The sequence below is a fragment of the uncultured Sulfitobacter sp. genome, assembly GCF_947497275.1.
In the GTDB taxonomy this organism is placed as follows: Bacteria; Pseudomonadota; Alphaproteobacteria; order Rhodobacterales; family Rhodobacteraceae; genus Sulfitobacter.
The window spans coordinates 160,079-184,643 of record NZ_CANMFS010000007.1 but is presented as its reverse complement, the minus strand read 5'-3'; the positions used below and the strand labels follow the sequence as shown (position 1 = coordinate 184,643).

The window sequence follows — 24,565 nt, the reverse complement described above, 5'->3', positions numbered from 1 at the left end:
GGGTCAGTCGGCGCGCTGCTCTTTCCTCAGCGTCTCGATCGCCATCGCACGCGAATGACCAACAAGTTCGCGTGCGGTCTTTTCCGCCTCGTCTTCCGCACCGGCCTGAATGTTTGCAAGCAATTTCGCCCAGGTCTTTGCCGAAGTTTTCCGCCGCTCAGGCGTCGAGAGACCAATACGGGTGTAACGGATGGTCTGGTGGAACAGGGAATAGACGATGGAAGTAAGTCGCTCACTTCCTGTGCCAGCGCACAGAAGAAAGCTCAATTCCTGACTGATGCCGACATAACGTGCAGCGTCCTGATCCGCTTGTGTGGTCAGATCCTGCAATCTGGCGATCCGTTCTTCGATCTGGGCCAGGTCTGTTGATGCGATATTGCGCGCCAGACGTCGCGCCGCCAGACCGACGAGAACGGCGCGGATTTCGAAGGTATCATCGACCTCCTCAACCGTCAGATTACTGACAATAGCGCCTCGTCTGGGCTGAATCGTCACCAGTCCGGCATTCTCAAGAATGCGCAAGGCTTCGCGCACCGGGCCCCGACTTACCTGAAACTCCTTGGAAACGGCAACTTCATGGATCCGGGCGCCAGGCGCGTATTCATCGTTTATAATTGATTCTGCGAGCTGTGTGGCAATCTGCTCGGCCAGCGAAAGGGCCTGAGGCCCTTCCGCCAAATTCGGGAGAATCGGCCCCAAATTGTATTCATGGTGCTTTAAGCTTCCCAAGGTCACATCGAATTCCTGTCGAAATACTCATTTTGTGAGCACGACCCATATAATCAGATGTCAACAATAGCAACGACCTGGTCTTCTGCTATCGCGTTTCCTTCATCTACGAGCAACTCCCGGATCGTGCCGGCGCAGGGTGACAGAACCGGTATTTCCATTTTCATGGATTCAAGAATCATGATCACATCGTCTTCTGCGACGGTATCGCCCACCCCCATCTCGATCTTCCAGACGGTCCCGGTGATTTCAGAGCAGATTTTTTCTTCAGCCATCGTGTTTATTCCTATCTTTGTTTCTTGGTCTACAGAGTGTTTCGTTTGTCAGAAGGTGGTTGGCCAGCTCGCCAGCGCCCTGCGCGAAAAGCCGCCTTCTCTGCCCCGGGAATGTACGCTTAGCATCGACAACAGCCAATTTCGCGTCTGCCGGGGATCAAGTACCGATTGCGCTGAATAGATCGCGGCGAGATCATAGGCAGAGGTCTCGCGGGATATTTCGGCCTTCAGCTCCTCGAATTTCTGCGGATCGCTTTCCGCTGTCACGCCATAGACGACATTGACACCGATGTTCGGGTCCATAAAGCCGACATCTGCGGTCGTCCAGGCCGCCATTTCGTCCGAGTTGCGCGAACCGCCCATGTTCAGATAGGCCTGACCATAGGATTTGCGTGTAACGATCGAGATTTTCGGCACGCTGCACATCTGCAAGGCAGATATGAAATTCATGATCTTTCCCGGAGCTTTGCGTTTTTCCCCTTCGACACCGATCAGAAAGCCCGGCGTGTCAGCCAGCATTACGATCGGTATGTGGAAACTGTCACACAGAACGAGGAAACTGGTGATCTTGTCACACCCGTCAGGGTCCAGCGCGCCACCCTTGAACATCGGGTTCGTGGCCACGACACCCACCACCTTGCCGCCCATCCGCGTCAGTGCCGTTGTGGCAACCCGACCGAAGCGCGGCTTGAGTTCAAAGACCGACCCCGGATCGGCAATCGCAGCGATAAGCTTGCGCACGTCATAGACTTTCTGCCGCTCAGCGGGAACGATATCGGTGATCGCGTTTCCGTCACAGTCGTCTTCGTTCGGTGGCTCTACAGCAGGGGGAAGTTCATCGGAATGGGACGGCAGATAGGACAGGAACTTCTTGACCAGATCAAGCGCCTCTTCATCGCTATCGACCGCGTAATCGACGAGACCTGTCTTTTCCGTGTGCAGTTTCCAGCCGCCCAATTCTTCCAGTTGCACCTCTTCACCAATGGCCAGCGATGTCACGCGGGGCGAAGATACCGCAAGGCAGGCACCTTTGCGCATCACGACAAAATCCGACAGCATGGTGTACCATGTGCCGGTGCCGTAGCTTGGCCCGAGACACGCCGAAACATAGGGGATTTCGCGTCCGCGGATAAACTGCTCGGGGTCCTGACCCAGAGCACCCGTTCCCTGCGCGCCCATGGTGTCGGGGATACGCGCGCCGGATGTTTCGTTGAGGAAAATCATCGGCATGCCATTCCGAATGGCCGTGCGACGAAGATGACCCATTTTACGAACATTCGTCATGCTCGATGATGCGCCCAAGGTCGTGATGTCGCAGGACACGATCGCAGCCGGACGGCCTTCAATTTTCCCATAGCCGCAGACTTTCCCGTCTGCAGCCGATTTTTCGCGCATTTCAGGGATATGCGATGTAGCGAGCATCCCGGTTTCGGCAAAGCTGTCCGGATCAAAAAGATGATCAAGTCGCTCGCGCGCATTGAGTTGGTTCGCAGCCTTGCGCGCGGCAAGCTTTTTCTCGCCGCCCATTTCAAGAACACGCGCACGGCGAGACTCCAATTCTTGGGCTAGCTCTTCGTGTCGGGACATTGTTTTTCCTCCGCTCATCATCTAACCCTGATTGATGATGAAATCATTCACAATGTCAACAATACTTGTTAGCTTAACCGCACACTGGACGTCCGGTGGTGCAGATACATAGAGGAAATCCCGTATGAGCTGGCAAAAAGAAGTCGATGAAATAGCAAAGCGCCGAAGAATCGCCGAAGAACTTGGTGGCCCTGAAGCTGTAGAGCGTCAGCATGCCGCCGGAAGATCGACTGTTCGCGAACGCATTGATAAAATAGCCGATGAAGGCAGTTTCCGCGAAATCGGAGCCATGACGGGCAAGGCGACCTATGACGAGAATCACAATCTTGTTTCGGTACGGCCCTCCAATGCGGTAATCGGTACGATCAAGATCAATGGGCGCAAGGCCTCGATCAATGGCGACGACTGGACCATTCGCGGCGGATCGTCGGAAGCGACCATCTCTGAAAAATGGGTCTACGCCGAGAACTACGCCCTTGAGATGCGCATTCCATTGGTGCGTCTGGTCGAGAGCGCGGGGGGCAGCGTGCGTCTGCTGGAACAGCAGGCATCGACCAAGATCCCCGGCTATTCAACCTGGCTCATGGCGTCGATGCTGGGATACGTTCCGGTCGTCGGCTTGGCCCTCGGCCCCTGCGCCGGTCTCGGAGCGCTCAAGGCGGCCTGCGCACATTTCTCTGTCATGGTGAAGGGAAAGTCGCAGGTTTTCGCAGGCGGTCCACCGGTCGTGGAGCGTGGCATGGGCGTCAAGGTCGACAAGGATGAGCTGGGCGGATCGCAGGTTCATGTTCGCGAAAGCGGGGTGATCGGCAACGAGGCCGATACCGAAGAAGAAGCCTTTGATATGGTAAAGAAATTTCTTTCCTATCTTCCTTCAAGCGTTTTCGAAGCCCCACCCGTCATTGACTGCGACGACCCACGCGACCGACGCGAGGAGGAGCTTTTGTCGATCATCCCGCGCGAAACACGGCGTGTCTATAAACCACGCCGTCTGATCGAACTGGTGATGGACAAGGGGTCGGTGTTCGAATTGACCCGGCACTATGGCCGATCCGTCGTTACCTGCTTTGCACGCCTTGATGGTCGGCCGGTGGGTGTTATCGCCAACGACCCCATGCATTACGGTGGCGGGCTGACCCGCGCTGCTGCGGAAAAGATGGAGACCTTCGTCGACCTCTGCGACACGTTCCATCTTCCGGTGGTGAACTTTGTCGATCAGCCCGGCACCGTTGTCGGCCCGGAAGCTGAGCGATTAGGAACGGTCAAGGGCTCCGTGCGCGTGGTCGCGGCGATAGAGCAGAGCAAGGTGCCGTGGTGCGCGATTGTCGTCCGGCGCCTCTATGGGCTGGCGGGAACGACCTATGGTCGGCTTCAGGGCCTGAATCTTCACTATGCCTGGCCTTCCGCACGATGGGGGTCGATTCCGGTCAGCGGCGGCGTCGAAGCGGCCTATCGAAAGGAACTCGAGTCGCTGTCACCTGAGGATCGTACGGCCCGACTGACCGAGCTTGAGCTTCAGTATGATCATCTCGAATCACCCTTCCTCACAGCCGAGAGGTTCAAGGTCCCCGATATCATCGACCCGCGCGAGACCCGGTCATTGCTGAACGATTGGCTGGATGATGCCTGGCGGCTGTTGCCTGAACAGCTGGGCGTCAAAAGCCGCACGATTCGCATCTAAAATGGAGAAAGAAATGAAACGAATTTTGGTAGCCAACAGAGGCGAGATCGCGTGTCGCGTGATCCGTGCGGCAAAAAAGCTGGGGCTCGAGGCCGTCGCTGTGTATTCCGACGCGGACGCCGAGGCGATGCATGTCGAGATGGCCGACGCGTCTGTACATATCGGTCCGCCCGCCGCCACCGAAAGCTATCTTCGGCAGGATGCGATTCTTGCAGCCGCACAGGAAACGGGGGCCGATGCCATTCACCCCGGTTACGGTTTCATGGCTGAAAACGCCGATTTTGCCCGTGCGGTCATGGACGCCGGATTGATTTGGGTCGGCCCGCGTCCGGAAACGATCGAAGCGATGGGAGACAAGCAACGCGCGCGCGATCTGGCGAAAAAGGCCGGTGTTCCGGTTGCACGAGGCTCCGACCGGCTCTTGCCAGGAAAGCTTGATGGACTTGAACAGATGGCCGAGACAGTCGGCTATCCCCTCTTGGTCAAGGCGGCAGCCGGCGGAGGCGGGATCGGTATGCGGCGCGTAGACAGCCCGGAGACGTTGCGCAAGACAGTAGAAGCAACGCAGTCTATGGCGGAACGCAGTTTCGGCGATGGTTCTGTCTATCTGGAACGGTTCATCCCGAAGGCCCGGCATATCGAAATCCAGGTCTTTGGCTTTGGCGATGGCCGGGCCGTTCATCTGTTCGAGCGCGACTGCTCATTGCAACGGCGTTTCCAGAAGATCATTGAAGAAAGTCCCGCTCCGGGGTTTTCGAGTGAAGCCGTGGCCGGAATGGCGGAAGCGGCACGCGCACTTGCCGCATCGCAGAATTATACAGGGGCCGGCACGGTCGAATATGTAGCCGATGCGGAAACGGGTGAGTATTTCTTTCTTGAAATGAACACCCGAATTCAGGTCGAGCACCCCGTCACGGAGATGGTCACCGGCTGCGATCTGGTCGGTTTACAGCTGCGGCTTGCAGCGGGCGAAGAGTTCTATGACACTCTCAGCGCCGTTTCGCACAATGGCGCGGCGGTCGAGTGCCGTCTCTATGCAGAGAACCCAGCGAAGAACTTTCTGCCATCGCCCGGTACCCTCGACACGTTCGATCTGCCAGACGACATACCCGGCATTCGGGTCGACGCCGGTGTGCGTGTCGGTGACGCGATCACACCCTACTACGACCCCATGATCGCCAAGATCATCGCCTGGGGCGAGGATCGTGCCACTGCGATAGAGCGCCTGCGAAGCGCGCTGGAAACGACCCGGATCGAGGGACCCAAGACGAACCGCGATTTTCTGATCGCGGTTCTGGGCGATCCGGAGTTCAAAGCCGGTGCGATCTGGACCGGCTTTGTCGAAGAAAGGCGTAAATCGCTGATTGGGTAGAGCTATCCAAATGATAGGGGTTCCGGCTTAGGGCCGGACCCCGACCTGCGGACGCGGCCCCCGGTCGATGCGTAGTCTTTCCTGCGCGGCCTCAAGCTGCCGACAGATATGGAACCGCGTGTCGCGCGGATCAATGATGTCCTCAACGGCGAAAGCCTCGGCTGTCTTGAAGGGATTGGCGTAGGTTCGGAATTCGGCTTCCAGTTCCGCCTCGCGCGCGGCTGGATCGGGCGCATTTGCGATATCACGTCGAAAGGCCACAGCCACGCCGCCCTCAACCGGCAACGACCCCCACTCGCCCGACGGCCAGGCCAGTTTCAGGTTCAGCCCCTTCTGGTTGACCATCGCCATCCCGGCCATGCCGTAACATTTGCGAATGATGACGGTCATGCATGGCACGGTGGCCTGCAGCCCGGCATGGACCACCCGAACGCCGGCGCGCAACACACCGGAGCGTTCCGCGGCGGATCCGATCATGAAGCCGGGCACATCGGCCAGGTAGACGAGCGGAATACCGAACTGATTGCACAGATCGATGAAGTGGGTCATCTTCTGTGCCCCTGCAGTGTCGAGGGCGCCCCCGTAGTGCATCGGGTTGTTTCCAACCAGCCCCGCGACATGCCCGCCGAATCGGGCAAACTTTGTAATGATGGATTTGCCAAAGGTCGGCTGAATCTCGAAGGTCGAGCCTTCATCCGCGATGATCGTCATCAGTTTATGCATGCTATATGCCTGCCGCCGGTTCTGTGGCACCAGCGACAACAGTTTGTCATCGCGTCTGTCTATCGGATCGCTGGTTTCAACAAAGGGCGTTGCCGACCAGACATTCTGCGGCATGTAGCTCAGATATTGCCGGATAGCGTCAAAGCTCTCTGCTTCGGACGCATAGGCGTTGTCTATTGATCCAGCGGTATCCACCGCGATCGAAGCTCCACCCAGCTCATCCGCGGTCAGGGTTTCACCCAATGCGCGCTCCACCACGGCCGGACCAGCTGCGAACACCTGGGATTTTTCGCGGACCATCATCGAGAAATGCGCCAGCATCGCCCGCGCCGCGGGTCCGCCTGCCGCAGTGCCCATGACGGACGTGATCACGGGAACTTCACCCAGAAGCTCGACCGAACGACCGAAATCATCCGTACCCGGCATCGGTGCATAGCCGCGCCGCTTCAGCGACGTGACCGACCCGCCTGCACCGTCAATCAGATTGATCAGCGGGATGCGGTATTCATGAGCAAGGTCTTCGACAAAACCGCCTTGTCCGCCCTTTCGACGCGCAGTCGATCCGGTTCCGCCGCGCACTGTGAAATCCTCGCCGCCCAGTGCGACGTCACGTCCATCAATCTTTGCCAATCCCATGACATAGGATGACGGCGTAACCGAAACCGGTTTACCGTCTACATATTCTCCTGTTCCCGCGAGTTTGCCGACTTCTCGAAACGATCCCGCATCGACAAGAGCTGAAATTCGGTCGCGAATCGTCTGTCGCCCACGGGCCGCCTGACGGGCCAGCCCCTCGGTTCCGCCCATTTCTTCGGCCCATGCACTTCGCTTGGCGATTTCATCCACTTCCGGTTGCCACGACATATTCAGTCTCCCTTGCTACAGCTTTTTGTTTGACATTACGCTTGTTAACAATCTTTAATGCTAAAAACGGAAATGTCCATCGTGAACGCCCGCCTCAAGGCAGCGATATGGAAAATGACAGGAATGTTGCATGAACCTTACTGAAGATATTGCGAAAAGACTCATGCGACGGTTCAGCCTCCCGGTGCCCGACGGTGCAGCGGGCGAGACGGCAGGCAAGGTCGGTGAACTGGCTGCGGAGTTTGGCGGTACAGTTGCCCTGAAGGCGCTATTACCAACGGGCAGGCGTGGCAAAAGCGGCCTTGTCCGGTTGGTTGACGCTGCGGATGCGGAATCTGTCGCTACCGAAATGCTGGGACGGGAAACCGAACTGGGCCTCGTGGATCGGATCTATGTCGAGAAAGGTGCCGATATTGCGCAGGAGCTGTATCTCGCCTTCAGCTTTTCCGACCGGATGCCGATGCTCACCATTTCCATCGACGGGGGTGTCGAGATCGAACAGGTGCATGCGGCCACGCCCGAACGGATCGTCACGGTTCCCATTGATCCTCTGAAAGGGCTGCGCCCCTGGGAAGCGATCGATCTATGGTCGCGTGCCGGACTGACGGGCCGGGCCCTTGCCGATGTCGGACGGCTGACGTCCCGGCTCTGGCGCGCTTTCGTTGACCTTGATGCGGAAATGATTGAAATCAACCCGCTCGCGATAAGTGGGGCTGGCGATCTATCAATGGTAGGAACCATGATCCAGATCGATGACGGCGCACTAGGGCGTCATCCTGAGCTGTCCGATTTTCCTTCGCAGCGGCCCGACAACCCCCGCGAACGTCTGGTCGACGAGGCAAACCGTTCAAACCCCGGCGGCGATGCGCGCTATGTGGAGTTGGATGGCGATATCGGTCTGCTTGTCGCGGGCGGTGGCGCGGGTCTTCTCCAGCATGACATGATTGTCGATCTCGGCGGGCAACCAGCCAACCATTCCGATACCAGCCCCGCCCCGGGCACCGCCAAGACCGAAGCAGTTCTAGACGCGGTATTCTCGAACCCGCGCAGTCGCAGCCTGCTGATCGGATACAACCATTTGCAGATGGCACCGGTAGACAGGGTCGTCGAAGCACTTGCCAATTCCGTGCAGCGCAACAATGTAGACACATCAAAGTTTCCGATCATCCTGCGCCTCTTCGGACCCCGCGAAACGGAAGCCAGGGCACTGGCGGACCGGATCGGCGGCATTACTTACCTGCCGTCCGGCACATCACTGTCGGAGGGTGCGCGCGCGATTGTCGAAGCCACCCGAAAAATTGTCGCTGAACACGGCGAAGGAGCCAAGACATGAGCATCTTGATCGATAAATCAACGCGAGTGGTCGTGCAGGGCATCACGGGCAACCAAGGGCGCTATGATACGCAACTCGCGCTCAATTATGGCGTGAACATCGTGGCCGGCGTCACACCCGGACGGGGCGGGGAGGAGGTCGAGGGCGTGCCTGTATTCGATACGGTGGCCGCCGCCGTTGCCGATACCGATGCCAATGCCGCTGTTCTATATGTCCCCGTAAGCGGTGTCTGCGATGCCGTGACCGAAGCCGCCGAAGCTGGCATTCGCGTGATCCTGGCAACCACTGAAAATGTCCCGCGACACGACGCGGTTCGCGCGGTGGCCGCCGCCAGAAACGCAGGGGCTTGGTTGGTAGGGTTCAATACGAACGGCGTGATTTCGCCCGGAAAATGCAAGATCGGCGGTATCGGCGGAGATAATCCCGACGCCCTTTATCCGTCGGGACGTATTGGCGTCGTTTCAAGATCCGGCGGCATGTCGGCCGAAATCGCAATGGCGCTGAAAGCTTCTGGGCACGGTGTATCCACCGCAGTTTCGATGGGCGGAGACCGCACCACCGGTCGATCCATGTGCGAGTACCTTGAATTGTTCGAAGCCGATGACGAAACCGACGCGATGGTAATCTATGGGGAGCCGGGCACCGGCAACGAGGCCGAGGTCGCGGCGGCGATACGGTCCAATCGGTTGCGCAAACCTGTGGTGGCCATTGTCGCCGGGCGCTTTCAGGAAAACCATCCCAGAGGGGTCAGTTTCGGCCATGTCGCCGCAATGATCGGCGATGAAGCAGATAGCGCCAGTGCGAAGATCCGGCTTCTGAAAGAGTCCGGTGCGGAAATCGCAAGCAGTCTTGACGAGATCGGTCAGGCGCTTGAACGTCGGCTCGGTTGATACCGTGCAGGGTGCAAACACTGCAATAACACCAAACTTTCAATACCCTATGTCAGGTGACTCAACGTAGTTCTGACATTTGTTTTCACTGACATGCATTCAAAGCCACACTGAAGGAATAATATACCGTGTCTGACGAACCCCGTACGTTCTTGGAAACCCGCGACGTGGTCTTCATCGCTCTTTTCGCGGCAATCCTCGCGGCACTGGCCACGTTCCCCCCAATCACCCTTCCGTTGATCGGCGTTCCGATCACGGCGCAAACTCTGGGCGTCATGCTCGCCGGCGGCGTAATAGGAGCCGTGCGCGGGGGGCTCTCAATCGTCCTATTTCTTCTTCTTGTGGCGATCGGTCTGCCGCTTTTGGCAGGTGGAAGGGGCGGGTTCGGGGTGTTCCTCGGACCGACCGGCGGATTCCTGATTGGGTGGATTGTCGCGGCGTTTGCGATTGGATACATGACCGAACGGTTGTGGCATCGGCTTTCCTTTCTGATCGCCTTCGGTATCTGCATTATCGGTGGTGTGGTGCTACTCTACGCCATCGGCGTTCCCTGGATCGCATTTACCGCCAAGATTCCTCTCTCGACGGCGTTGACCGGTTCGCTGTCTTTTCTTCCCGGTGACATCATAAAGGCGCTAATCGCGGCGGCGGTGATCATGACCGTCAAACGCTCGTATCCTATCATTCAACCCAAAACGGCCCGTTAAACTCCGGTGAACATCGAATTCGCAGACGTCACGGTAAAGAAGGGCGACGTTACCGTCCTTCGGGACATATCCATACGTCTTTCGGAGCGGCGCATCGGTGTGATCGGGCGGAACGGATCCGGCAAAAGTACCTTCGCACGGCTTTTCAACGGAATTGAGGTACCAGCGTCCGGAGCTGTCCTTCTCGACGGAGTGCCCGAACGAAAAAATCTCAGACGGCATGTCGGTTTTGTATTTCAGAACCCCGACAACCAGATCGTCTATCCGATCGTTGAGGAGGACCTGGCCTTCGGATTGAAGAACCTTAAACTGCCGAAGGCGGAGATCGAAGAACGGATCGGTCACGCCATGCGCTCTCTCGGTCTGGATCATCTGCGAACGCGCCTCACGCATCAGTTGAGCGGCGGAGAAAAACAGATGATCGCTCTTGTCGGGGCGCTGGTCATGCATCCCCGCATGATCGTATTCGATGAGCCGACAACGCTTCTTGATCTTTGGAACAAACAAAAGTTCATGGAGACGATCAATGCCCTGCCACAGCATGTGGTCGTCGTTTCCCATGACCTCGATTTGCTACGGGGCTTTGACCGGATAGTGCATATCGAAGCGGGCAGGATCGTCGCCGACGGAGACCCGGCCAAGGTGCTCGACAACTATATCGCAAGCTCGCAATGTTGACCGATCTCTACGTCTTCGGCGACAGCGCGCTCCACCGGATGCATCCGGGTGTGAAAATTTTGGTACTGATCAGCGTCTGTACCCTGCTATTCATCTTCGAAGGCTGGACGAGCCTGGGTCTAGGCGCGGCTCTGGTTGCCCTTTGTTTCGCGCTTTCGGGGGTGCGCGCCCGCCATCTCGTTGCGGCGCTGCGGCCTGCTTTTTGGATCCTTATCGCGATCTTCTTGGTTCAGGTCTATCTGACAAACATCCATTTCGCGTCTTTCATCGTGGCCCGTTTTGCGGTTCTCATCCTTGCCGCTACCGTGGTCACCGCAACAACCCGGACAAGTGAGATGGTCGACGGCATTCTGGCCGGATTGAGATTCGCGCCCTCATGGGTTCCGAAAAATCAAATCGCGCTTGGCGTGTCTCTTTGCCTGCGTTTCATCCCGCTGCTGCTCTCGGTGTTTAACGATGTTCGTCAGGCGCAGAGTGCACGGGGACTTGACCGTAACCTAACCGCATTGCTGGTGCCATTTGTCTTGCGAACCCTCAAGTCTGCCGATGAAGTGTCCGAGGCAATCTACGCACGCTCGTTCGATTGATGAATATAAAGCCGTTACTCCCGCGTGCAAAATGTTGCTACGTCAGGCGCGTTACGGGCGGTTAGTCACGTCACCGTAGATCGTACGGCTTTGCACGACCCCCTCGCCGCATACGGTGAACCTCCGGACCGTACATGCGGCCTTCGCGTGTTCGTGGACAATCGTCACGCTGGCAGAAGAAATTCCTCTTCCAGCCAGCGGGTGGTCACGCCTCTGTCACGGAACGCCGGATCGTTCAGGATCGTCCGGCTGATCGACATGGTTGTATCCACCCCTTCGATACGAAATTCCTCAAGGGCGCAGATCATCCTGTCGATCGCACTGGCACGGTCTGGCGCGTGCACAATAAGCTTGGCAATCATCGAGTCGTAGTACGGTGAAATCATCGCACCCTCATGGCAATGAGTATCAAGACGGATACCCGCGCCGGTGGGCGGCTCCCAACGCGTGATCCGTCCCGGTGACGGTGCGAAATCCTTGTCTGGGTTTTCAGCGTTGATCCGGCATTCGATCGAATGCCCCGAAATTCGCAGCTCGTCCTGCGTGATCGAAAGCGGATGACCGGCGGCGATACGTATCTGTTCGGCAACCAGATCAACCCCCGTCACCATTTCCGTCACCGGATGCTCGACCTGAATCCGGGTGTTCATCTCAAGGAAATAGAAATCCGAGCTGTCCTCATCCACGATGAACTCGACAGTCCCTGCCCCGCGATAACTGACCCGCCGGGCCAGCGCGACAGCGGCGGATCCAAGACGGTCGCGCAACGCCGGGTCGACGACCGGCGAGGGGGATTCCTCGATCAATTTCTGGTGCCGGCGCTGGACCGAGCAATCGCGCTCGCCAAGGTGAACAACGTTGCCGTGGGTATCTGCCAGAACCTGAATTTCGACATGCCGTGCCCTGCCGACGTATTTTTCGACATAGACACTGCCATCGCCGAACGCCCGTTCCGCCTCTTGCACCGCCGTGCGCATGGCACCGTCTATCTCGGTTGCACTGCGTATCACCCGCATCCCGCGGCCCCCGCCCCCTGCACTTGCCTTAAGCAGCACCGGGAACCCGATGGCGTCCGCGACGCGCTTCACCTCTTGAGCCGTGCGGGTTAATCCGCCCGAGCCAGGCACCAGCGGCACCCCCGCCTCCTTGGCTATCTTCAGCGCCGACACCTTGTCGCCCATCTGCTCGATGGCTTCGGGAGACGGACCGATAAAGATCAGCCCGGCTTCGGCGCACATGCGGGCAAAGCCGGCCCGTTCCGACAGGAAGCCGTAACCGGGGTGGATCGCGTCGCAACCGGTTGCCCTTGCAGCAGTCACCAGGGTTTCGGAACGCAGGTAACTTTCAGCTGCCGATGCCGGACCGATGCACACCGACTGCGTTGCCATCCGCGCGGCCATGCTGTCGGTATCGGCGCTCGAAACTGCGGCCACCGTTTCCAGGCCCAGCTTCTCGCAGGCGCGGATGATACGCACTGCAATTTCACCCCGGTTGGCAACGAAAATTCGCTTGAATGTCTTCGGTGTCATAACGAATCCGGCCTCCGTCACCGGCAAGTCTTTTTTGGCGGGAAAGGATCAGTCGGGCTCGACCAGGAACAGGATCTGGTCAAACTCCACCAGTTCAGCGTTCTCGGGGACGATCTTGCGTACCGTGCCCTTGACCCCTGCACTGACCGGCGTGAACAGCTTCATGATCTCTAGCAGACACAGGGTTCCATCTTCCGAAACCTTGCTGTCCACCTCGACGTAAGGCGGCTGCCCCGGCTCCGGGAAGCGATAGAAAACGCCCATCATCGGAGCGCGGATAGCGATCTGACCTTCGGGTATTTCGATCTCGGCGGGCCGGGCAGCCGTCGGCTGTGCAACTTGCGGAGCTTTGGAGGTCGGGCTGGATTCCGGCGCCGGTTCTGGTGCGGCATCAGCGGGTTGTCCCGCTTCAACCTTCGGCGCGGGAGTCGCCGGGGTTGCACTCGCAACCGATGTCTCCATCGCGCCAAGCGCATTGCGGCCGAGCCTTATCCGGGTGTCGCCGACCGTGAGATCAAATTCCTCCAGATTGTCGGCCGAGTTGACCAGTTCCAGAATCTTGCAGATGTCCTCGTGGGTTAGATCAGTGTTTGTCATGACGTTGCCTTTTTCTTCATGTTCAGTCCCAAACCGCCCTTGCTCAGGCTGAAGTGGCCGGGACGCTTGTCCTTGATCAGGGTTTCGATAAGCGCCATCAGGGGAACGTCCCCGCGCGGGTAATCAGTGTTCATCGGGCCTGCGGCAATTACCGCATCAACATGTTCGCCAGAGAACAGCGCCCGCAGCAGAAACTCGTCATCAGGTACATTCGAAAGTCCCATCTGCTTCTTCATTTCCTGCGCCGTCGGCTGCGGCGGGGTCCAGTTCAACATCTCGCGGGCTTCCGGCAGGCTGAGCACGCGGTCCTTCACATTCGGGTCAATCGGTGCGGGCGGTGCGCCATAAAGTTCGAGCATGTACATGATCGTTTCGCGGGTGGTCATGGCATAGCGTTTTCCCGAGACGACATGCAGAACCGCTTGTGTGCCCAAAATCTGCGAAAACGGCGTGACCATGATCGGATAGCCCCACTCCTCGCGGATACGGGCAATTTCCTCGAGGACTTCCTCAAGGCGATCGCCAAGGCCGCGCTCGGCAAGCATGAACTCCAGATTACTGATCATACCGCCCGGTATCTGGTGCTTGTACTGAAACACGTCATACTCGACCAGCTTGCCCCTTGGCTTGCCCTCGCGGCTGGCGACGAACTCGAAATGTTTGCTCTCTGCCTTGATCGCTTCGATATCAAGATCGACATCGAGCCCGAGGCGCCTGGCGTTGTTGATGACATTGAAAGCCGGCGGCTGCGACGCGCCGTTCGCCAGCGGCGGCACGGCGGTGTGCAATGTCTGCACTCCCAGTTTCATCGCCTCGGCATAGGCCGCCGGTGCAAGACCGGTGGTGCAATGCGAATGCAGCTCAAGCGGCGTGTCGCCAAGTTCGGCCTGAAGCGCGGGCACGAGGGTCTTGACGCGCTCCGGTGTGATCACCCCGTTGGCATCCTTGATATAGACGACATCGGGTTTCAGGGTCTTCATCAACTCGCGGGTCCGCGACGCGTAATACTCGTCCGTATGGACCGGGCTTTCAGTATAGACCATCGGGATCTTCAATTGCGCGCCGGACTTGTGAACGGTCTCGGCAAACGCCTTGACGTTGTTCCAGTCGTGCAGCGATTCCAGAACCATCACCTCACCGATACCATTGGCAACAAGTCGCTCGATCCAGAGACAGACCAGCGCATCAGGAACGATGTCGAACCCCGTCAGACCTTCACTGCGAAACCCAGCCGCCAGCGGAGTGTTCGGGGCGGCCTTGTTGATCAGCCGGATACGTTCCCAAGGGTCTTCCCGCAGGTAACGCACGCAGGCATCGAACTGAACCGTCCCCATCAGGTCGATCATCTTGTACCCAACACGGTCGATTGTCGGCACGATGGGCAACATCATCGCCGTTGTCATGCGGGTCGCCCAAAGGCTCTGATGGGCGTCCCTGAGGGTGGTATCAATCAATTCCAGTTTCATTCTAACCGTCCTATGGTTGACTGTTTGTGTCTACCGGCGCGGGGCCTGTCCCCACGTCGCGTGGCTTTCCGGGTCAGTCGGGTAATTGCATCACAACTGTTTGCCCAAGAGCGTTCATCGTTTCGACATAGACGTCGTATATTTGCCGTGCGGGACGTCCCGCGGCTTCGTTATCGGCGACCCAATCTTTCCAGATCGGCAGCGTGGCCTCGGCCACCCGCAGCCGCTCGTCGGGGGGGAACTGGACAATCGTGCGCCCGGCCTCGCGCCAGATATCGCGCGCAACTTCATCGCGGTCATCGTAGGCTTTTGAAATCCGGGGGGAGTAATCGGCGGCAACCGCGCGCCACTTTTCCTGTGTCTCCGGCGCCAGCGAAGCCCACGACTCCTTGTTCATGAAAACACCGCAGAAAAACCCGCCCATGATGCTGATATCGGTCGGGTACTCGACCACTTCCTGCCATTTCCACCCGTCGGATGCGGCCCAGTTTCCCGGTGTCGCGTCAATCGCGCCACGCTCAAGTGCAAGATAGATATCGGGCCATCCCATGTTGACCCCCTGGGCGCCCAGCAACGACCACGTCCGGGTCCATACCGGCCCCAGTCCAATGATACGGAGGCCGTTGAAATCCTCCCTCTTTTCAAGCTTAGTGGTCGAGAACACCTGTGCAGGCGCGGTGGTAAACAGAATGAAAGGCTCGAATTCCTCCATCTCTCCATCAAGCAGCCCCGCATCCAGAATGGCATGAGCCACCTTGTTGCTGACTTCGGCGCTTTCGGCAAAGAACGGCAGTTCAAACATCAGCGAGAGCGGAAACCGAGACGGGGTGTAGAGTGTGCAAGCAATCGAAAGATCGGCGAGCCCCTCGATCGCAAGGTCGAGATGCTCGACGGCCTTTCCCAGAGCCTCGGCTTCGTAGATCTCAAACGTCACCTCTCCACCCGACGCCTCCGAGAGGTCCACTGCCAGATCATGTATGATCGGGCTCAGCAGATGCGTAGGAGGTGCAAATGAGCTGATCGTCATCGTTTGCTCGGCACCCTGGACCGGCAGAGCAGTTAAACTTAGGGACGTGGCAGTAAGTGAACAGGCAAGTAAATTGAATACATTGACATTTTTCATCTTCAGGTCCTCTCAGTTGAATTTTCCTATCTCATGGCATTTGGCAGAAACACACTCACTTGTGGAAACATGAACAACACGATCAGCACGACGATGTCGGCAATCAGGAACGGAACCATGCCGACAAAGATGGTCTTGACCGGCACGACCCGGATAACGGCCTTGGCAACAAAGACGTTCATCCCGACGGGCGGCGTGATCAGGCCAATCTGGATCATCATCATCAGCATGATCGCGAACCAGATAAGGTCAATTTCGTTGCCAAGCAGAAACGGCAGGAACAGCGGCACGGTGAGCACGATCATGGCGGTCGCGTCCAGCACCATTCCAAGCGGAACATAGAGTGCCAGGATCAACAGCACGCCGGACGTGGGCGATCCCATGGAATTCAACAGATCCGCCAGCGCCGCAGGAAGCCGCGACAATGTCAGGAAGACGTTGAATACCATCGCCCCGAGAAGCAGGGTGAAGATCAGAACCGTGATCGAAACTGTTCCACGCAGGCTGTCGATCAGGACACGCCAGGTCAATCGGCGGCCAATCAGAAGAAATAGGGCCGCACCCGCGCTAGATACACCACCCGCCTCGATCGGAGTGAAATAGCCCAGATAAATGCCGCCCAACACCAGAATGAAAAGCGCCGCAACCATCCACAGTTCGCGCAGCGAACTGAAGCGCTCCTTCCATGTGACTTTTTGCAGGCTGGAAGCCGGCGCGGCGGACGGGTTGAACTTCACGACAAGATAGATCGCAAGGAAGAACGAACTGATCTGGAGCATCCCCGGGATGATACCGGCCAGGAACAGCTTGCCGATCGACTCCTCGGTCATGATTCCGAACAGAATCAATCCGAGACTGGGCGGGATCATCAGATCGATACCACCCCCGGCGGCGATGCACCCGGTTGCAAGCGAGTCCTTGTATTTGTAGCGTTTCATCTCCGGGTAGCAGACGGTGCTCATGGTGGCGACACCGGCGGCACTCGATCCCGAGATGGCGCCGAAGATGCCGATCGCGCCGGTGGTGGCCATGGCAAGCCCGCCCGGCAACCGGCCAAGCCAGACATTGGCCGCCGTAAACATTTCCTTCGCTATACCGCTCTTGGCGATCAGCAGCCCACTCAGCACGAATAGAGGCACTGTGGTAAACACATAGTCGGAGATCCATGTGAACGGCGTGCGCGCCAGCGCGGAAAGAGCACTTGCCGTTCCCGCCAGATAAACCGTGCCCAGGAAACCGATGCTCAGAAACGAGAACCCAATCGGCATGCCTAGAATAATAAGTGTGAATAACGCCGCAAATCCTACCGCGCCGATTGTAATTGGATCCATTGCATTTCCTTTCGGCGGCGGAACCGCGCTGTTCTTCAAAAGAAGGAGACTTCAGATGTCGCCTTTATCTTCCTGAGCGGGTGCTTCGGGGGCCACCGCAGGCGAGCGCCATGTCTGAATAGCCATCCAGATCAAAGCGAGGCAGGTGAGGGTAACGCCGAATGTGAACACGGCCTTGAGCGGCCACAACTGGACCATGAGCGAGCCGACGAATTCATTGATTGAATGGCTCTTGATCGTTCTCACGCCTGCCTGCCACGCCATCAAACCGAAAACCGCCGCAGCGATGAGCAGAACGACCGACCTGACGATCTTCTGTGCGAGCGCCGGAAGGTGCGGCGTGACAAAATCGACCTCGACCTGGCGGCGGCTGAACGTGACCGGCGCCAGCGCCAGCGATACGGTCAGTCCTAGCATGAGGCCACTGAGTTCAATCCGGTCCGGTACGGAACTGCCCAGAGCGTAACGGGCGAAAACATCGCACGCTGTCAGCAGCACAAGAATGCAGAGAGGAATGCAGGCCAGACTCAAACAGAAATCCAGAACCCGTGAAATAACGCCGTGCATGAAACGAACTCCTCCTTTTGAGGTCCAGTGTACCGAGGGCGCTGGGGCCCACGCGTGGTGTCAGGTCGCTATAGTCCAAGCATGGTGCGAGCTTCGTCCACCGATGCGACCTCTCTGCCGACCGAGCGTATGATGCTCGCGGCGCGCTCGACAAGCTGGGCATTGCTGTCGCACAAAACCCCCTTGCTCAAATAAAGGTTGTCTTCCATTCCGACCCGAACATGCCCGCCCATGACGGCCCCCATGGCCACCATCGGAAACTGCGTCGCGCCAACCCCGAAGATCGACCAGGATACGCCATCGGGCAATTCATCGGCCAACGCCGAGGCAGAGCGGGCAGTTGCGGGGATACCGCCATTGGTTCCCATGCAAAGCTGAAAATGGGCGTTCTTTTCCAAAAGCCCTTCTTTCATCAGCCGTTTGGCAATTCTGATCTGGCCGAAATCAAATATCTCGACCTCTGGCTTAACGCCCGCCTCCTGCATCTTCAGCGCCATCCGGTCAACGGCAGCCTGGGGATTAAGGAACACCATAGGTCCGAAATTGGTACTGCCGATGTCAAGCGAGCACATTTCCGGCTTGAGCTTCTGGATGTGTTCAACCCGCTGGTCTGCGGTCATCAGTATCGTCCGCTCGGGATCTTTGTTAAGCTCTGCATCGAGGAAAACCTGGCCTCCCGGACCGGTCGTCAGGTTGATTATCATGTTCGATTCGGCGCGCACCCGCTCGACCACCTCTTCATAAAGAGCGAAATCGGTGGAGCGGATGCCCGTTTCGGGATCGCGTACATGAACATGCACGATCGCGGCCCCGGCATTCATGCACTCGATGGCTGATGCGGCTATTTCTTCGGGTGTTACGGGCAGATTGGGGTTCATCTCGCGCGACGGCTGCGAGCCGGTCACTGCGGCTGTAATGATGATTTTGTCCATTGGAACCTCCTGTTGTAGTCCGTGCCAAAACCCTGCGCGGATCGTGCTACGTATTGGACCATACAATGCTGGAAAATTTTTTGTCAACAATTTCGTTGTCAAAATGATGGTTTATTGTTTACAACTCTTATCTATGGAATTGTGGAACGCCGCAGAGCATTGCCCGGGTCCGGCGCAATGCGACAGCGGTCTCCACGGAAGTTTAACCGCGACTGCACAACCGCCCGGTCAAATGCCAGGCCAAGCAAGCGAATTGGAAGGATAAGAAAATGTCCGAGAAACCTGTCGGCGCATCAGGCCGGGTGGCCTATATGACGGAACCCGGTAAAATGGAAATCCGGGAGTATCCGCTTCCGACCGAGCTCGAACCGGGGGCTTTGCTCCTGGAAGTGCTTCAGACGAATGTCTGCGGGTCGGATATCCATGTCTTTGGCGGGCACCATCCTTTGTTGAAAAGGGGCGGTCTGGGACACGAAATGGTTGGCAAGATCATCGGCCTGGGCGAGAAAGTTGTCACCGACAGCGCAGGGACGCCGGTACGCGAGGGCGACCGCATCGTCCCCGTCTACACTGCCGTTTGTCACGCCTGCGAGAACTGTGACCGCGGTGTGTTCAACCATTGCGATCATGGGTTCGACTATTTCGGGCGATCGGATGTTGCACCCTATTTCCACGGCGCAACTTTCTCGACACATTACTATCTGCACCCCAACCAACCGTTCTACCATGTTCCCGACGCTGTGCCCGATGCCGCCGCCGCCGGCGCCAATTGCGCCCTTTCGCAAGTGCTGCACGGGCTTGATCGCGCAGATGTCACCGTAGGAGATGTCGTTGCCATCCAGGGCGCGGGGGGTCTGGGCCTTTTCGCCGCCGCGGTTGCAAAGGAACGCGGCGCAAGGGTGCTGGTGATGGACAGGATCGAAAGCCGTCTGGAAAACGCGCGGCGGTTCGGGGCGGACGAGGTGATCAATGTCGATCAGATGCCTGCGCTGGACGACCGGGTCGCGGCGATCCAGAAGTTTGCCGGCACCCAGGGGGCCGATGTGGTGGTCGAGGTTACCGGCATCCCGGATGTCTTCGCCGAAGGTATCTCATATTTGCGCCCGGCTGGAAAATTCGTGGTAATGGGAACGATCTCGCCCGGACAGACAACAGCTTTCGATCCGGGTCTGATGGTGCGCAAATCGGCGCAGATTCTTGCGATCAACCGATACCCGCCGCATTATCTTCGTGATTCTCTGCAATTTCTCGAACGCTTCGGCGACAAATATCCCTTCGCCGAATTGTCGAGCCGCAATTTCACGCTCGAAGAAGCGGAGACCGCATTGGATTTATCAGCCAAACGCGAAATTCAAAGGGCGGCAATCGTACCGGCAGACAGGTAGGCCGGTACCCGGTGAATTCGGTGGGCTGAGTGTCTGTGACCGAAGTACTGTATCTGCTATGCGGGTACAGTACCCTTATGTGCGGTACACTTGCACGCTGGTAACCTGCCCGACAGGGATTTCTGTCACACTGAAAAATCTCATTTCACCAGAATGGAAAAGGAAAAGAATGTGCGCGAAAATTCCAAACTAGTACTGGAAAGGGAGGCCATCGTCGAAGATCTTCGTTTGCGGATCGTCAACCTTGATCTCCCTTCAGGATCTAAACTGCGTGAAGAAGAGCTGGCGGCCTCCTACGGGGTGTCCCGTGCGCGGCTTCGAGAGGCATTTTTGCTGCTCGAGGACCGAGGATTGATCGAACGCGAGCCTAATCGCGGCGCAACCGTGGCCGGGCTGAACCTGAAGAAAGCCACCGAGCTTTTCGAGCTGCGATCCGTTCTCGAAGGGCTTGCGGCGCGGTTGGCCACCAAAAGGGCTCCGGACGGAGCCTGGGACGACCTCATCGAGCTGTTCGGCAAGCCCGCCTTGGATGCGATAAAAGAACACGACATGGAGTTCTACCTTTCATGTGTGGCACAATTCCGGGCCCGCACCGTCGATCTCGCCGACAACGCTTTGCTTTCGAAAAGCATCAGCCTGATTGTCGATCAGACAAGTGTGCTGATGAAGAGACTTGTTCTCGTTCCGGGCCGGGCCGAAACCGGAGTGGAAGCAAATCGCCAGATCCTGATCGCGATGCGGGACCGTGACCATAAGCTGGCTGAACAGCTCAAACGGGAAAACATTGAAAACGCCCGACGCGACTACAAAAGGTACGAAGCCTTCGTGAAATAGCGCCGGACCCGACAGGTGAGCCGTCATTTCGAAAGAAAGCCACCGTCGCAGACCAGGTCCGCACCGGTGATATAACTTGCGTAGTCCGATAGCAGGAACAGCGCCGCATTGGCGATTTCATACGGTTCGCCAAACCGCCCCATGGGAACGGTGTCGGTAAGGGACTTGCGTACCTCGTCGGAATGCTGCTGCGTCAGTGGGGTGTCGATGAATCCGGGCGAAACGGAATTCGCCCGGATGCCCTTGTCCACGAATTCAAGCGCCGTCGCACGGGTGAATTGTTTGATGGCGGCCTTGCCGGCAACATAAGGCGAAACCCTTGGCAAGAGAGTCCGATACGCGGCTATCGAAGCGATGTTGAGGATCGCCCCCTTGCCACGGCGCGCCATTCCTACGGTGAAAAGCTGGGTGGTATTGAAACAGGCGAGCACATGCACGTTCAATACGGAAATGAATTCGGCTTCGGTAAGCTCTGAAATCGGTTTGCGGCAGTTGAAACCGGCCGCGTTGACAAGGATATCGGGCTGGGCTTCGCCAAGATTCTCATGCACCTTTTCCAGATCGCCGCGCAGAGTGACATCGACCGAAAATTGCTGCACCTCACGATTGGTTTTTTGCGAAATCTCCGATGCGACCGTTTTCAGCCCGTCGCCGTCGCGATCAAGCAGGATCAGATCCGCTCCATGCTCGGACAAGGCGGACGCAATGGCATGTCCAATGCCCGATGCCCCCCCTGTCACCAACGCTGTACGCCCTGTGAAATCAAACATTGCCTTTTCCTCCCATAGTTCCAAGCAACAGATTAGAAAACGGACCGCCCGCCACTGACGTCATAGCATTGGCCAGTCACGAAACTTGCATCATCGGACAGAAGAAAGGCGACCACCGCGCTGATCTCATCTAGACGCGCCGGCCGTCCCATCGGGATCTTAGAGACCGAACCGTCACGAAAGTCCCTGCCCATTTCCGCTTCCATGCCGGTGTCGCCGATCAGGGTCGGTGAAACGCAGTTTACCCGGATGCCCTGTTGCGCCACTTCCTTGGACCAGGATTTGGTCATGCCGATCACCGCCGCCTTGCTGCCGCAATAGGCCGATGCGAATCCGGGTGCGTCCTTGCCGCCGGTAGAGGCGATGCTGACAACCGCACCCTTTTTTCGCTGACGCATTTCCGGGAACACGGCCTTCGTGCACAGAAACACGCCTTCGACATTGACGGCAAATATGCGCCGGAATTCTTCCAGCTCGATATCTTCCATTGGGCCTGTACTGCCCAGAACACCGGCGTTGTTGACGAGCGCCTCAACCGGCCCAAAGTCGTCACTAATCTTTTGAAAGACACGCGCGACAGCGTCGGCGTTGGTCACGTCCAGTTCCACATGCCGGACCCAGCCACGATTGCCGTTCAGGTCATTTGCGGTTTTCGCCGCCGTATCGCCATCGTGATCGGCGATCACAACGCGGTAGTCGCGCATCAGGCGTTCGGCGGTATTCCGGCCAAGGCCACTTGCCCCTCCGGTTACGACAGCCAGCGGAAGCGGGTCTGATGAATTGGCCATTGTTCACTCCTCCCATGAACTCTGTGCAGCGCCACCTTTCCCGTACAGTCCCGGGATGGTGATCGCGGGCGCGTTGCAGGTGGGCAGCTTGGGCAGGCCGTGGCCTGCCTTAGGGAACTCTCTCACTGCTTCCTTTTGTTGTCAACGCTAATGTCAACAATCTTAATATTCTACATCAATAACCTCCGACTGCTCTGTCCCCAGTAAGGTGTGAGCAACCGGAAGTGCAGGAAGTTCAGGGCCGCACCCCCTTGCGTCGCGCTTTGCCCAGACGCCTTCCGGTCGCATCACGGGCCAGATGTAGATAGCGGGCCAGATATCCCCGGGTTTCGGCGGGATCGATGACATCCTCGATGCCAAAGGCTTCCGCCGTGCGAAGCGGTGACGAAAGCGCAAGCAGTTCGTCCTCGATCTCTTTTTCGCGGGCCTTCGGGTCATCGGCATTCTCGATCTCGCTGCGGAAGGCAACCTTCACGCCACCCTCACGCGGCAGCGATCCCCACTCCGCGCTTGGCCAGGCGATCTTGAAGTCCAGCCCGTTCTTGGTCAGCGACATGCCCCCGCCCAGACCATAGCATTTGCGCACAATCACCGAGATGGTCGGCACGCGAAGCTGGGTAACAGCCATCATGCACTGAACACCCAGGCGCAAGGCTCCCGACTGCTCGGCGCGTGATCCGACCATAAAGCCCGGAGAATCCACGAGAAAAACGATCGGAAGGTGGAATGTATCGCACAGATCAATGAAATTGGTGTATTTCATCGCCGCCGGACCGTCCAAGGCCCCGCCATTGATCATCGGGTTGTTCGCAACCACCCCGACCGGAACACCGTCAAGCCGCGCAAGATAGCACTGAACCGATTTGCCATAGGTTGCCCGAAACTCAAAGACCGACCCTTCGTCCATCAAGGCCGCGACAATCTTCTTCATCGCATAGGGCTTGGTGCGGTTTTCCGGAACAATGCCGCGCAGCGCGGGCCGCAGGTGATCGTCTGTCTCATCCCGTGCGCCCGCCGGGGGCAGTTCCCACACGTTCTGAGGCATGTAAGATAAAAAGCGGCGGATCGCGTCAAAGGCCGCCTTTTCGTCGGGCACGCGGTCAAATATCGTTCCCGCCTTGTCGACAGCCATGCGGGCGGTGCCAAAGGCGCTGCGGTCCACCTTTTCGCCCAACGCCCGTTCGACAACTTTCGGACCCGCGATCATGATCGACGATGTCTCTTCCGTCATCACCGACCAATGTGTCAGGATCGCTCTGGCCGCCGGACCGCCTGCGGACGCGCCCAGAACCGCCCCGACGACAGGAACCCGCCCCAAAAGGCTGATCGACCGCTCCAGCCCGTCTTTGCCCGGCAAGGGCGCGTAGCCCGACCGCAGCAGCGAATTCACGCTTCCCCCCGCACCATGCGACAGGTTGATCAGGGGGATGTCGTATTCATGGGCCAGATCCTCGATGAACCCGCCCTGCCCCCCCTTGCGGCGCGCCAAACCGCTGCTGGAGCCGCCCCGTACGGTGAAATCCTCGCCGCCGACGACAACCGGGCGGCCGTCGATCTCGGCCAGACCACCGACATAGGGCGCGGGTGTCACCGATTGCACCTCGCCGTCCTGATAGCTGCCTTTCCCGGTAAGTTGGCCAACCTCCTTGAAGCTACCTTCATCCACCAGCAGGTCGATCCGCTCTCGGATCGTCAGCCGCCCCTCGTCGTGTTGGCGCTGAACTGCCTTCTCACCGCCAAGGTCCTCTGACCAGGCCTTGCGCTTCTGTATTTCTTCAAGCCTGTCTTCCCATGCGTCGGTCATGCGTTCTCCTGTC

The 24,565-nt window shown here is 58.1% G+C and carries 23 protein-coding genes; 9 read left to right on the top strand and 14 right to left on the bottom strand.

What is annotated here, in order from left to right; translation table 11 throughout:
• Positions 1–3 precede the first annotated feature (3 nt).
• From Q1A06_RS15330 to Q1A06_RS15320, 3 genes are read right to left on the bottom strand one after another with little or no spacing between them, the layout of a single operon-like run.
• A complete protein-coding gene (locus tag Q1A06_RS15330) occupies positions 4–735 on the bottom strand; it encodes a GntR family transcriptional regulator (RefSeq protein ID WP_299565518.1) in 732 nt (243 codons plus the stop codon).
• Between the two features lie 47 nt (positions 736–782).
• The gene (locus tag Q1A06_RS15325) at positions 783–1,004 is read right to left on the bottom strand and encodes an acetyl-CoA carboxylase biotin carboxyl carrier protein subunit (protein ID WP_299565515.1); all 222 of its coding nucleotides are present in this window, start codon (positions 1,002–1,004) and stop codon (positions 783–785) included.
• Between the two features lie 48 nt (positions 1,005–1,052).
• Positions 1,053–2,591, bottom strand: coding sequence for a carboxyl transferase domain-containing protein (locus tag Q1A06_RS15320; RefSeq protein WP_299565513.1), 1,539 nt, complete (start codon positions 2,589–2,591; stop codon positions 1,053–1,055).
• 124 nt (positions 2,592–2,715) lie between these two features.
• Here Q1A06_RS15320 and Q1A06_RS15315 point away from each other — a divergent pair, with 124 nt between their 5' ends.
• Positions 2,716–4,272: a carboxyl transferase domain-containing protein gene (locus tag Q1A06_RS15315; protein ID WP_299565510.1), complete on the top strand. Its 1,557-nt coding sequence runs from the start codon at positions 2,716–2,718 to the stop codon at positions 4,270–4,272.
• A 13-nt stretch (positions 4,273–4,285) separates the two neighbouring features.
• Complete coding sequence (locus Q1A06_RS15310) at positions 4,286–5,644, top strand: biotin carboxylase N-terminal domain-containing protein (protein WP_299565507.1); 1,359 nt, start codon at positions 4,286–4,288, stop codon at positions 5,642–5,644.
• 27 nt (positions 5,645–5,671) lie between these two features.
• Here Q1A06_RS15310 and Q1A06_RS15305 read toward each other — a convergent pair whose 3' ends face one another.
• Positions 5,672–7,231, bottom strand: a complete 1,560-nt coding sequence (locus tag Q1A06_RS15305) for a carboxyl transferase domain-containing protein (protein ID WP_299565505.1) — start codon at positions 7,229–7,231, stop codon at positions 5,672–5,674.
• A 130-nt stretch (positions 7,232–7,361) separates the two neighbouring features.
• On the opposite strand from Q1A06_RS15305, the gene Q1A06_RS15300 reads away from it, so the two are divergent.
• The 5 genes from Q1A06_RS15300 (at position 7,362) to Q1A06_RS15280 (ending at position 11,426) form a co-directional block, all read left to right on the top strand.
• Positions 7,362–8,564 (top strand): ATP-grasp domain-containing protein, encoded by a 1,203-nt coding sequence (locus Q1A06_RS15300; protein WP_299565502.1) that lies wholly within the window; start codon positions 7,362–7,364, stop codon positions 8,562–8,564.
• Positions 8,561–9,454 (top strand): succinate--CoA ligase subunit alpha, encoded by an 894-nt coding sequence (locus Q1A06_RS15295; RefSeq protein ID WP_299565499.1) that lies wholly within the window; start codon positions 8,561–8,563, stop codon positions 9,452–9,454. The genes Q1A06_RS15300 and Q1A06_RS15295 overlap by 4 nt, the downstream gene beginning before the upstream one ends.
• A 128-nt stretch (positions 9,455–9,582) precedes the next feature.
• Entirely contained in the window at positions 9,583–10,161 is a 579-nt protein-coding gene (locus Q1A06_RS15290; protein WP_299565496.1) for a biotin transporter BioY, read from the top strand.
• Between the two features lie 6 nt (positions 10,162–10,167).
• The gene (locus Q1A06_RS15285; RefSeq protein WP_299565493.1) at positions 10,168–10,839 is read left to right on the top strand and encodes an energy-coupling factor ABC transporter ATP-binding protein; all 672 of its coding nucleotides are present in this window, start codon (positions 10,168–10,170) and stop codon (positions 10,837–10,839) included.
• Complete coding sequence (locus tag Q1A06_RS15280) at positions 10,833–11,426, top strand: energy-coupling factor transporter transmembrane protein EcfT (protein ID WP_299565490.1); 594 nt, start codon at positions 10,833–10,835, stop codon at positions 11,424–11,426. Before Q1A06_RS15285 ends, Q1A06_RS15280 begins: the two co-directional genes overlap by 7 nt.
• 164 nt (positions 11,427–11,590) lie before the next feature.
• On the opposite strand, the gene accC is transcribed toward Q1A06_RS15280, so the two are convergent.
• The 7 genes from accC to Q1A06_RS15245 all read right to left on the bottom strand — a co-directional run bounded on the left by accC (position 11,591) and on the right by Q1A06_RS15245 (position 18,971).
• Positions 11,591–12,955: an acetyl-CoA carboxylase biotin carboxylase subunit gene (accC, locus tag Q1A06_RS15275; protein ID WP_299565487.1), complete on the bottom strand. Its 1,365-nt coding sequence runs from the start codon at positions 12,953–12,955 to the stop codon at positions 11,591–11,593.
• Positions 12,956–13,003: 48 nt separating this feature from the next.
• A complete protein-coding gene (locus Q1A06_RS15270; RefSeq protein ID WP_299565484.1) occupies positions 13,004–13,552 on the bottom strand; it encodes a biotin/lipoyl-containing protein in 549 nt (182 codons plus the stop codon).
• Positions 13,549–15,018 (bottom strand): pyruvate carboxylase subunit B, encoded by a 1,470-nt coding sequence (locus Q1A06_RS15265; protein ID WP_299565481.1) that lies wholly within the window; start codon positions 15,016–15,018, stop codon positions 13,549–13,551. The genes Q1A06_RS15270 and Q1A06_RS15265 overlap by 4 nt, the downstream gene beginning before the upstream one ends.
• Before the next feature lie 73 nt (positions 15,019–15,091).
• The gene (dctP, locus tag Q1A06_RS15260; protein WP_299565478.1) at positions 15,092–16,045 is read right to left on the bottom strand and encodes a TRAP transporter substrate-binding protein DctP; all 954 of its coding nucleotides are present in this window, start codon (positions 16,043–16,045) and stop codon (positions 15,092–15,094) included.
• 122 nt (positions 16,046–16,167) lie between these two features.
• Positions 16,168–17,472 (bottom strand): TRAP transporter large permease, encoded by a 1,305-nt coding sequence (locus Q1A06_RS15255; RefSeq protein ID WP_299565476.1) that lies wholly within the window; start codon positions 17,470–17,472, stop codon positions 16,168–16,170.
• A gap of 51 nt (positions 17,473–17,523) precedes the next feature.
• Positions 17,524–18,039 carry a TRAP transporter small permease gene (locus Q1A06_RS15250; RefSeq protein ID WP_299565473.1) on the bottom strand — a complete coding sequence of 172 codons (516 nt, stop codon included), beginning with the start codon at positions 18,037–18,039 and terminating at the stop codon, positions 17,524–17,526.
• Between the two features lie 68 nt (positions 18,040–18,107).
• Positions 18,108–18,971, bottom strand: a complete 864-nt coding sequence (locus Q1A06_RS15245; protein WP_299565470.1) for a 3-keto-5-aminohexanoate cleavage protein — start codon at positions 18,969–18,971, stop codon at positions 18,108–18,110.
• Between the two features lie 269 nt (positions 18,972–19,240).
• Here Q1A06_RS15245 and Q1A06_RS15240 point away from each other — a divergent pair, with 269 nt between their 5' ends.
• Positions 19,241–20,356 (top strand): zinc-binding dehydrogenase, encoded by a 1,116-nt coding sequence (locus Q1A06_RS15240; RefSeq protein ID WP_299565468.1) that lies wholly within the window; start codon positions 19,241–19,243, stop codon positions 20,354–20,356.
• A gap of 153 nt (positions 20,357–20,509) precedes the next feature.
• Positions 20,510–21,190, top strand: a complete 681-nt coding sequence (locus Q1A06_RS15235; RefSeq protein ID WP_299565465.1) for a GntR family transcriptional regulator — start codon at positions 20,510–20,512, stop codon at positions 21,188–21,190.
• 23 nt (positions 21,191–21,213) lie between these two features.
• On the opposite strand, the gene Q1A06_RS15230 is transcribed toward Q1A06_RS15235, so the two are convergent.
• From Q1A06_RS15230 to Q1A06_RS15220, 3 genes are all read right to left on the bottom strand, one after another.
• Entirely contained in the window at positions 21,214–21,960 is a 747-nt protein-coding gene (locus Q1A06_RS15230; protein ID WP_299565463.1) for an SDR family NAD(P)-dependent oxidoreductase, read from the bottom strand.
• A 32-nt stretch (positions 21,961–21,992) separates the two neighbouring features.
• Entirely contained in the window at positions 21,993–22,748 is a 756-nt protein-coding gene (locus Q1A06_RS15225) for an SDR family NAD(P)-dependent oxidoreductase (protein ID WP_299565461.1), read from the bottom strand.
• Positions 22,749–22,983: 235 nt separating this feature from the next.
• Positions 22,984–24,552, bottom strand: a complete 1,569-nt coding sequence (locus tag Q1A06_RS15220) for a carboxyl transferase domain-containing protein (protein ID WP_299565459.1) — start codon at positions 24,550–24,552, stop codon at positions 22,984–22,986.
• Between the last annotated feature and the right edge of the window lie 13 nt (positions 24,553–24,565).